Origin of the sequence: Rhodopirellula sp. UBA1907, from assembly GCF_002337565.1 — a bacterium.
GTDB lineage: Bacteria > Planctomycetota > Planctomycetia > Pirellulales > Pirellulaceae > Rhodopirellula > Rhodopirellula europaea.
Map to the genome: position 1 here is coordinate 65,308 of NZ_DDGH01000006.1, position 9,783 is coordinate 75,090.

At 56.2% G+C, this 9,783-nt stretch carries 6 protein-coding genes; all 6 read left to right on the forward strand.

Annotated elements, in window-relative coordinates; translation table 11 throughout:
- The first annotated feature begins 240 nt into the window (after window positions 1-240).
- On the forward strand, window positions 241-1,533 hold the full coding sequence (locus tag B2R17_RS02155) for a TIGR03000 domain-containing protein (protein WP_286762649.1): 1,293 nt from the start codon (window positions 241-243) through the stop codon (window positions 1,531-1,533).
- Window positions 1,534-1,783: 250 nt separating this feature from the next.
- Entirely contained in the window at window positions 1,784-3,862 is a 2,079-nt protein-coding gene (locus B2R17_RS02160; RefSeq protein WP_286762650.1) for a discoidin domain-containing protein, read from the forward strand.
- Window positions 3,863-3,950: 88 nt separating this feature from the next.
- A complete protein-coding gene (locus B2R17_RS02165; protein ID WP_286762651.1) occupies window positions 3,951-4,598 on the forward strand; it encodes a response regulator transcription factor in 648 nt (215 codons plus the stop codon).
- A 78-nt stretch (window positions 4,599-4,676) separates the two neighbouring features.
- Window positions 4,677-7,226, forward strand: coding sequence for a PSD1 and planctomycete cytochrome C domain-containing protein (locus B2R17_RS02170; protein ID WP_286762652.1), 2,550 nt, complete (start codon window positions 4,677-4,679; stop codon window positions 7,224-7,226).
- Window positions 7,227-7,263: 37 nt separating this feature from the next.
- The gene (locus tag B2R17_RS02175; protein WP_286762653.1) at window positions 7,264-8,679 is read left to right on the forward strand and encodes a DUF1501 domain-containing protein; all 1,416 of its coding nucleotides are present in this window, start codon (window positions 7,264-7,266) and stop codon (window positions 8,677-8,679) included.
- 116 nt (window positions 8,680-8,795) lie between these two features.
- Window positions 8,796-9,713 (forward strand): hydroxypyruvate isomerase family protein, encoded by a 918-nt coding sequence (locus tag B2R17_RS02180; protein WP_414707203.1) that lies wholly within the window; start codon window positions 8,796-8,798, stop codon window positions 9,711-9,713.
- The last annotated feature ends 70 nt before the right edge of the window (window positions 9,714-9,783 follow it).

Here is a 9,783-nt window from a genome sequence, read left to right on the forward strand (position 1 = left end):
CGCTTCCGAAAACGGCTCTTTCGAGCTCTTGGCCACCACAACGCAATCCGATTATTTTACCCAGTCTTCTTGATCGGCAACGCCGGTCCGCTATCCTGGCGACGGTGACGGGCCCCCAAATTTGATGGCCCGAATCTTCAATGTGCAATTCAAGCCGTTAAGTCGCTCACATTTGTGGTGGCGACCGATCGGCATCAGCAAGAGTCGCGTCAAAAGGATGGAGAATCGTTTATGAGGTGCATGCATTTGTTGGCATGCCTCACGTTGGCGCTCAGCATGAGCGTCACGGCAGAGGCGGGTGGCTCCTACGGGAGTTACGGCAGTAGCGGTGGCAGTGGCCTGGTCTACGGCAGCAGTGGCGGTAGCAGCGGCGGCGGATTGCTCGCTGGCCTGCGTGCTCGCATCGCAGCTCGCCACGCTGGTTCTTCGGGAGGCTCCGTGGGAGCTTCCTCGGGCGGATCGTCAGGTGGATACACCGCCGCATACGCATCCTCCGGTGGATCTTCAGGCGGTTCATCCGGCGGATACTCGCGTGGATCCTCCGGCGGTGGTTTGGCCGGTCACTTGCGTCAAAAAATCGCTCGCATCAAGGCTCGCCATCACGGCAGCAGCGGCGGTTACGTTGTCAAAGCGAACTACAGCAGCGGTGGCACGTCCTACAGCAGCGGCGGACGTTCGTCCGGCGGCAGCAGTGGCGGCTACTACGCTCCTTCGGTTTCGTATTCGTCCGCTTACTCGGGTGGCAGCAGCGGAGGCAGCTCCGGCGGAGTCAGCTACGCAGCTCCGATGAGCTACGCTCCTGCGATGTCGCACAGTGTTCCAATGATCGAATCGGCTCCGATTTACTCGGCACCGATCCAAGGCGAAACCATCATCGACGGTGGAGTTCCCATGGGCGAGACCATCATCGATGGCTCGATCATCGACAGCGGTGCTTCCTACGAAACTCGCAAGCCAACCCTGGATGACGACGCTGCTTTGTTGACCGTTGCAGTCCCAGTCGAATCGGCTCGCGTGACCGTCAACGGACACGAAACAACCAGCGACGGCATGGTTCGTCAATTCATGTCGCGTGGCTTGAAAGACGGTTACCTCTACACCTACGAAGTGGTCGTGACCTACGACGTCGAAGGTGAAGAACGTACCGACAAGCGAACCATCAAACTTCGTCCCGGCGACATGGAGCGTTTGGTATTCAACCAAACCGAAGCCGCTTCGGATGAAGAAGGCGACGAAGAAGAAGACCAATTCAGCGCGGTTGAAACAACTCAACCCGAAACGGTTGTTCAGCTTCACGTTCCCGCTGATGCAAAAGTCGTTTTGGCTGGCAACGAAACCAATGGCTTCGGAACGGTTCGCACCTTCCGCACCACTCAATTGGCCGCTGGCGAAAACTGGGAAAACTACACCGTTCGCGTGTTGTTGGAATCCAACGGTCGTCAACTGAGCCAAGAGCGGACCATCAATGTTGCCGCTGGCGACACCGTTGAACTAAACTTTGACTTCGACGACCAAGCCATCGCGATGCGATAAGCGGTCTCGAATCGAAAGAAACCATGAACCGCACCTGAGTGAATTCACTCGGGTGCGGTTTTTTCATGCGCCGACCCAACGCGAGGCCAAGTTATTAGCACGGCTCAAAAAAATTAGCCGACGTGCGTTAGCACCGGTTCCACGAAACAACCGGACCTAACGTCCAAAGCGAATCGGTGCAGTTTGAGAAACGGATTTGCCCCGCATCAAACTCACGGACGCGAGAAACAACCGCCGGAGTGACACTATAGTGGAACGTCGTGTTCGAACCATCGCGTTCGTTCGCTCTCCAACTCCCGCCGATCTCACTGCCGCCCACGTGTTTCTCTCTCAACCCACCACCGAAATCCGCAAATCCCAGACGATCTGGTTGCGAGCGTTGGTGTTGTTTGCGGGGCTACTTTCAAGCAATCACGCATGTGCGAACGGGTGGGGTGTCTTCTCGTCCGAACTTCGCCAAGCTGAATCAGAGCTCGAATCCGCCAAGGCTGAATTGAATCGGCTCGGCCCAGTCGTCTTGAGACAAACGTCGCCACATGTCGGTGGCCAATCTCAGATGCGAGCCACGCCACCACCGCAAGCCCCATGGATTCAGATCGATCTTGGCAGCGAACAGGCTTTTGATCAAATCCTTCTCGTCCCCGCGATCATCGGATCGGCAAACGAGGGATTGGAACCGTATGCGTTCCCACAGCAATTTCGAATTGACGCATCGAATTCAGAAGACTTCGAAACGTTTCAACTTCTCTATCACTCCGCGGAGCAGGATCTCGACACCAACAGCCCGCTTCCGGTCGTGATTGAAACACCGGGAGCGAATGCTCGGTACCTTCGTGTCACCGTCACGCAGCTTGCAAATGTGACCGGACGTTGGACGTTCGCGTTGTCGGAAATCATTGTGCTTCACGGCGATCGCAACATCGCTTTGGGTGCTTCTCCACAAATGATTGACTCCACCCGCCTGGCTCCGGTTTGGCACGAAAGCTATTTGGTCGATGGCCTGACGCCACTCGGCCCGCCGATCATGCCGCCTCGTTCGGCGGATGAATTGCCGACCTATGACGGTGTCTTTTTTCAGTCGGACAACGCGGGAGACGAAGTCTGGTTTCAGATCGACTTGGAGGAAAAGCTGACGTTCGATGAATTGCGGCTGTTCCCAGTTCATGCTCGACAAGGCGCGGACTACCCGGGATACGCATTCCCCCTGCGGTTTCGCATCGAAGCATCCGACTCCGAATCCTTCGACAACCCTCGCGTGCTTTATCGAACGCAGGCCAACTACGAGAACCCTGGCAACAACCCTGTCACCATTCCGGTGGCTGATGCCAGCGCTCGTTATGTCCGGTTCGTCAGCGAACGCGGCTCATTGGGAAACAGCAACAAAGTTGGTCTCGCGGAATTGGAAGTGCTACGTCGTGGCGTCAACCTTGCCGCCAGCAAGCCACTGACCGCGAAACATTGGCGTGGCGATCGGGCGTTGAGCTTGCTCGTCGATGGCGAATCCAGCTATGGAAAAATCCTGCCACTGAGCGAATGGTCCAAGCGTTGGAAACGCATTCGCGAATCGCGCCAAAGGATCCAGTCCACCGAGCAGAGCATCGAACAATTTACCGCTGTGGCCAAACAAAGGGCAGGGCGGACGGCGATCGTGCTGGGCACGCTGGCTGCTGCCGGACTGCTTTCGTTCGTCTGGATCCAGCGAAGACGTCGTTCGCACCAACGTGCAGACTTTCGAATGCGACTGGCTCAAGACCTGCACGATGAGATTGGAAGCAACCTCGCCGCAATCGCTCGGATCGGTGAAGTGGGCGAGGCGATCGACAACAACGCCGAGACGCAGGAAGACTGGCGTTCCATTCGCGAATTGGCTGGCGAATGCACCGAATCCATTCGCGAAACGTTGTGGTTATTGGGCGGTCCCAACCGAAACGAAGACTGCTTGGCCGATCAACTGCACGCCATCGCGAATCGCATGTTGCCGGGGCTGGATGTGCAATGGGAAGTGGATCCCCAGTTTCGTGAATTCAGCCCCAACGAAGCGACGCAGCGTGAACTGGTCATGACTTTCAAAGCGATGCTCGCCAACATCGCTCGCAGTGCCAACGCGACGATCGTCGCAATCTCAGCGAGCCCTCAAGTGAATGGTTGGCGGTTGCGGGTCGAAGACAACGGCGATGGCTTTGATGCGGATCAATGGGCCAACCGAATGGAAGTGCGTGGCATGGGATTGGACGGAATGACCAAACGAATCAAGAAGCTTGGCGGGTCCCTCACCATCGATTCGAAACCAGGGCAGGGCAGTCGCCTGACGATTGAGATCGCTTCCTAGCTGGGCGCCGCCTCTCGATCAGCGGTAGGCTCTGTGAACTGGCGTCGCCGACGTTTCCCCGTTCGCAATCATTGTTCCCACTAATCCGATGCTCGAAATTTGGATCATCGAAGACAACGTTCAATTCCGCCGGGCCACCGCTCGCGGGCTGAGCGTGCTGGCGGACGACGCGAGCGCCCGCGAATTTGGAAGCTGTGAAGAAGCGATCGCGGCAATCGAGGATGGCCAATCGCCCGATGTTTTCTTGATGGACATCGACTTGCCGGGAATGGATGGCATTGAAGGTATCAGCGAAATCAAGCAGCGGTTGCCCGACGCCACCGCGTTGATCCTGACGGTGTTTGAAGACGATGAAAAGATCTTCCGGGCGTTGAAGGCAGGAGCGTCCGGCTACTGCCTCAAAACCGACACGATTGCGAAGATTCGGGAAGCGGTGGAGCAAGTCCTGCAGGGTGCCGCCCCGATTCATCCGCGAATTGCGGGTCGAGTCCTGAAGTTGTTCGCTCAACTTTCGCCTGAACAACCGGACTACGGGCTGAACGAACGCGAACAATCGGTGTTGGAAGCGATGACGCGAGGGCTGGTCCGAAAACAAATTGCCGCTGAGCTGGACCTCAATCTCCATACACTTGATTACGTCACGCGGTGCATCTACCGCAAATTGCACGTCAATGGAGCGACCGCGGCCGTGGCTCTCGCCATCCGCGAACGTTTGGTCGAGCCCCCGGAAGCTTGAACCAAAGGAGAGTTTTGCCGCCCAAGTTACGAACATTCGTAAATTGTTTCAGCACCGCGATCCACTAAGCTGGACCGCATGACCAAGCCATCCCCCACCGCACTTTTCGCTGTCGTTTGCGTGTCGATCCTATGCGTTCGCACCTCTCACGCCGAGGAAGTCTCCTTCAACCGAGACATCCGGCCGATTCTTTCGGACCGGTGCTACTTCTGTCATGGTTTTGATGAAAACCATCGCGCCGCCGACTTGCGTTTGGATCTTCGCGAAGAAGCCGAATACGTTTGGGACGTCGACTCACCTGACGACTCGGAACTGCTGCTCAGGATCACCAGCGACGATCCCGACATGGTGATGCCTCCGCCGGACGCACACAAAGAACCGATCAGCAAAGCCGAAGCCGACTTGATCCGCCGCTGGATTGAAGAAGGTGCGAAGTACGAACCGCACTGGTCCTTCGTCAATCCAACACGGCCGACGACCGCGGCAAAGAACACATCCGATGCGATTGATGACTTTGTTGGCCGACGACACAAAGAGCAGAACCTGCAATTCGCCGATGAAGCCGAACCCTCGAAATGGCTTCGACGAGTCTCGTTGGACCTGACCGGCGTTCCTCCGACAGCGCAGGAAATGCGGTCCTTTGAATTCGACGCGGCAGAGCAGGGCGAAGTGGCCTATGAAAAGGCCGTCGATCGTTTGCTGGCGTCACCCCTGTATGGCGAACGAATGACGCTGGAGTGGCTCGACGTCGCTCGATATGCCGACACCAACGGATTCCAAAGCGATGCCTATCGCATGAATTGGCCTTGGCGTGATTGGGTGATCGATGCATTCAACGCCAACATGCCTTTCGATCAGTTCACCATCGAGCAACTGGCAGGCGATCAACTACCGAACCCCACGCAGGAACAATTGATCGCCACGGCCTTCAACCGCAACCACATGATCCAAGCCGAAGGCGGATCCATCGCGGAAGAAAACCGAGCCAAGAACAACTTTGATCGAGTCGAAACAACCAGCACGGCTTGGATGGGACTGACCGTCGGCTGCTGCCAATGCCACGACCACAAATTCGATCCGCTGAAACAGAGCGACTACTTCTCGCTGATGTCGTTCTTCAACCAGATCAGCGAAACGGGAATGACCAGCAAGAAGATGTCGGTGAAACATCCCGACCGACCGTTCTCGGTGAACTACTGGGTCGACAAACCTTTCATCGAAGTCGGAGACGACGCCACCAAGCAAAGTTTCAAAGACGCCCAAGAGGAAGTGAAGGCAGCCAAGCAAGACCTCAAATCTCACTACGACGAATACGTTGCCGGGGCACGCCAATGGGTCCAAGAAATCCGTGATGATCCTGAGGAAGGTGCCAAGCGAATCAAACCCGGCGAGTACGTCGCTCGATTTGTTCTCAGTGCAGACTTGAACAACCCCAAGGACAACGGATTCAAACGACTGATCGACACCTACCTCAGTCGAAACGAACCGTGGAAGTCGATGAAAGATCGAATCGCCAAGGCGGAAGCCAAAGCAAATTTGCTTCAGGAACAAATGCCATTGGTGATGGTGATGCGAGACGACCAACCTCGCGAAACGTTTGTGATGTTGCGGGGCAACTACGAAACGCTCGGCGAAAAAGTCACTCCCAAGACGCCTGACTTCCTGCCACCACTTTCACCGAACGAAGCGGACGATCGCCTGAATCGTCTGGACTTGGCAAAGTGGTTGGTCTCGGACGAGCATCCATTGACCGCTCGAGTCACCGTCAATCGCTATTGGCAATTGATGTTCGGTCGCGGGTTGGTGGCCACCCCTGACGACTTTGGTTTGCAGGGGGCTCTGCCAACGCATCCTGATTTGCTGGACTGGTTGGCCGTGGATTTTCGCGAAAGCGGATGGGACGTCAAAGCGCTGCTCAAAGGCATGGTGCTTTCGCGGACCTATCGCCAATCGGCCATCACCGACGAAGACCGGATCGAACAAGACCCTGAAAACAAATGGTTGGCTCGCGGTTCACGTCAACGGTTGGATTCGCGATTGTTGCGAGACCAAGCCTTGATGCTGTCCGGGTTGCTTCAGGACGAGATGGGTGGACCTCCCGTTGCCCCTTATCAACCCGGCGGCATCTGGGAATCGATGAGTCTGAACAAAAATCACTACATGCGTGACGATGGAAAAGACCTCTACCGGAGAAGCCTCTACACGGTTTGGCGGCGAGTGGTTGCCCCCGCCAATTTCTTCGATGTCGCAAGTCGCCAATCTTGTTCCGTCACCCTGAATCGAACGAGCACACCGCTGCACGCTCTGACAACGCTCAATGACATCACATACGTGGAAGCCGCCCGAGTCTGGGCAGAATCCTTCGCGAATTTGAAGGACGATCGAACGCGACTGGCAGACATGTTTTTCGCCGCGACCGGGCGACACGCCAGCGAAGACGAGTTGGATTCATTGCACCGTTCACTTCAAAAAGCCCGCGTCAATTTCCGGTCGCATCGGGACGAAGCTGCGGAACTTCTGACAACCGGGGAAGCACCCCGAAACGAACAACTCGATCCAGCAGAACATGCGGCTTGGACCACCGTGTGTTTGTTGGTGTTGAACCTCGACGAAACGCTTTGCAAGTAGTCGCAAGCCCTCCCTTTCTTCCAAAACACGATTTGAAATGAATCCACTTTCACTCAATCGAAGAACTTTCCTGGGTGGTCTTTCGCTCTCGGTCGGAATGCCTGCCTTGCAGACGTTGATGGCGGCCGAGTCGCCGTCGTTGCCACACTTTCCTGCGAAAGCCAAACGGGTCATCTACCTGATGCAATCCGGTGGGCCGTCGCATGTCGATTTGTTCGATGACAAAGAAACGTTGCGAAAGATGCAGGGTGAAGAAATGCCCGCCAGCATCCTGCAGGGTCTCCGGCAGACAACGATGACTGCGGGACAAAAGTCAAAACCATGTTTGGCTTCCGTTTGGGACGGACATCGGCGAGGCGAGTCAGGAATGTGGGTCAGCGACTTGCTTCCGCACACCGCCGAGATCGTGGACGACTTGTGCTTTGTCCGCAGTCTTCACGGCGAGCAAATCAACCATGCGCCCGCGATGACGCACATGTTGACCGGCCATAACTTGCCAGGTCGCCCGAGCATCGGAGCTTGGCTGACGTATGGGCTGGGATCGATGGTCGATGACTTGCCATCCTTTGTGGTGATGACCTCGCAAGACCGCCAGGGTTCGTGCGGCCAACTTTTCTTTGATTACTACTGGGGTGCAGGATTCCTACCTGGCAAACACCAAGGCGTTCCGTTCCGAAGCTCGGGAGATCCGGTGCTGTACCTCAGCAATCCCAAAGGCGTTTCGCGGCACGCTCGTCGTGAGATGCTGGACGGCTTGTCGGAGATGAACCAATTTGCTCATCAGCGTTATGCCGATCCAGAAATTGAAACTCGGATCGCGCAGTACGAGATGGCATTCCAAATGCAATCCAGCGTTCCTGAGCTAACGGACTTTTCCGATGAACCAGCCAGTGTGCTGGAGATGTATGGACCGGACGTGCATCTTAAAGGCAGCTACGCTTACAACTGCTTGATGGCACGTCGACTAGCCGAACGCGGGACTCGCTACATTCAATTGATGCATGCCGGTTGGGACCAGCACGGGAACCTTCCCAATCAGTTGCCGATTCAGTGCAAGGACACTGATCAGCCGAGTGCCGCGCTGGTCAAAGACCTGAAGGCTCGCGGGTTGCTCGACGACACGCTGGTGATCTGGGGTGGAGAATTTGGTCGCACGCCGTTTGTGCAGGGAGACATCAACAACCCCAATGCTCATGGTCGAGACCATCATCCTCGAGCCTTCACGATGTGGATGGCGGGCGGTGGCGTTCAACCGGGAAAAATCCACGGCAGCAGCGACGAATTCGCGTTCCATGTCGCCGAAGACCCCGTCCACATTCGCGACTTGCAAGCAACACTCCTGCATCTTTGCGGAATCGACCACGAACGCTTCAAGCATCGGCACCAGGGATTGGACTTCAAGTTGACCGGCACCGAACCCGCCCGAGTGGTGAAGGAAATCCTGGCTGGCTAGGCGAAAAACACCCTAATTCGAGCAGAACCCAGGTGACCGACAGGGGGTGATTCGCGACAAGGTATGACTCAGAAGTTAAACTGGGTCTGCAAACCTACCTTTTCACATCATCCCGAATGACCAACATGTCAGACAATCAAATCAACACCTCGTTGAACCGGCGAGGCATGCTCACCCGAGCCGCAGCTCTCGCAGCCGGAACCACCGCCGTTGCCGCCACCGCTTCGCACGCCCAAGACGCAGCCGGTTCGGCCAAAGCCACCGGAGCCGTGAATGCAAAGCAAGGCCGTTTGAACCAATCGGTTTGCAAATGGTGCTTCCCCAAGATCTCGCTGGAAGATATGGCGAAGGAAGCCGCCTCGATGGGCATGGTCGGAATCGACCTTCTGGATCCGAAGGATTTCCCGACGCTGAAGAAACACGGCCTGGTCTGCACGATGGTGCAGTCGCACTCGCTTCCCAACGGATTGTGCGACACCAAGTTCCACGACGAGTGCTTGGAAAAAATGAACGTGGCGATCGAAGCCACCGCGGCAGAAGGTTGGAAGAACGTGATCTGCTTCAGCGGCAACGCACGTGGGATCGATCGCGAAACCGGCATGAAGAATTGCGTCGACGCACTGAAGAAGATCACTCCTGTGGCTGAGAAAGCAGGTGTGACGTTGCAGATGGAATTGCTGAACAGCAAAGTCGATCACGCAGACTACATGTGCGACAACAGCACCTGGGGTGTCGAGCTGGTCAAACGAGTCGGCAGCGACAACTTCAAGTTGCTGTACGACATCTATCACATGCAAATCATGGAAGGTGACATCATCCGCACCATCCAAAACAACCATCAGTACTTTGGTCACTACCACACCGCCGGCAACCCCGGCCGTCACGAACTCGACGACAACCAAGAGTTGTTGTACCCACCGATTGCAAAAGCGATTGCGGACACCGGATACGAAGGCTACTTCGCTCACGAATTCTTGCCCGTGCGTGATCCGATGGCGGGCCTGCGTGATGCGGTCGCTCAGTGCATCGTGTGATTGATGCGAACGAGAGGACAGTCGCTTTCTGTCTTTCTTCACCCCGATAGGGATGTCAGATGGTAGCCGT

Bases quoted from the DNA above. Each gene is read 5' to 3' on its own strand.
- B2R17_RS02165 (WP_286762651.1), top strand. From the start codon at position 3,951: ATGCTCGAAATTTGGATCATCGAAGACAACGTTCAATTCCGCCGGGCC.
- B2R17_RS02155 (WP_286762649.1), top strand. From the start codon at position 241: ATGCATTTGTTGGCATGCCTCACGTTGGCGCTCAGCATGAGCGTCACG.
- B2R17_RS02180 (WP_414707203.1), top strand. From the start codon at position 8,796: ATGACCAACATGTCAGACAATCAAATCAACACCTCGTTGAACCGGCGA.
- B2R17_RS02175 (WP_286762653.1), top strand. From the start codon at position 7,264: ATGAATCCACTTTCACTCAATCGAAGAACTTTCCTGGGTGGTCTTTCG.
- B2R17_RS02170 (WP_286762652.1), top strand. From the start codon at position 4,677: ATGACCAAGCCATCCCCCACCGCACTTTTCGCTGTCGTTTGCGTGTCG.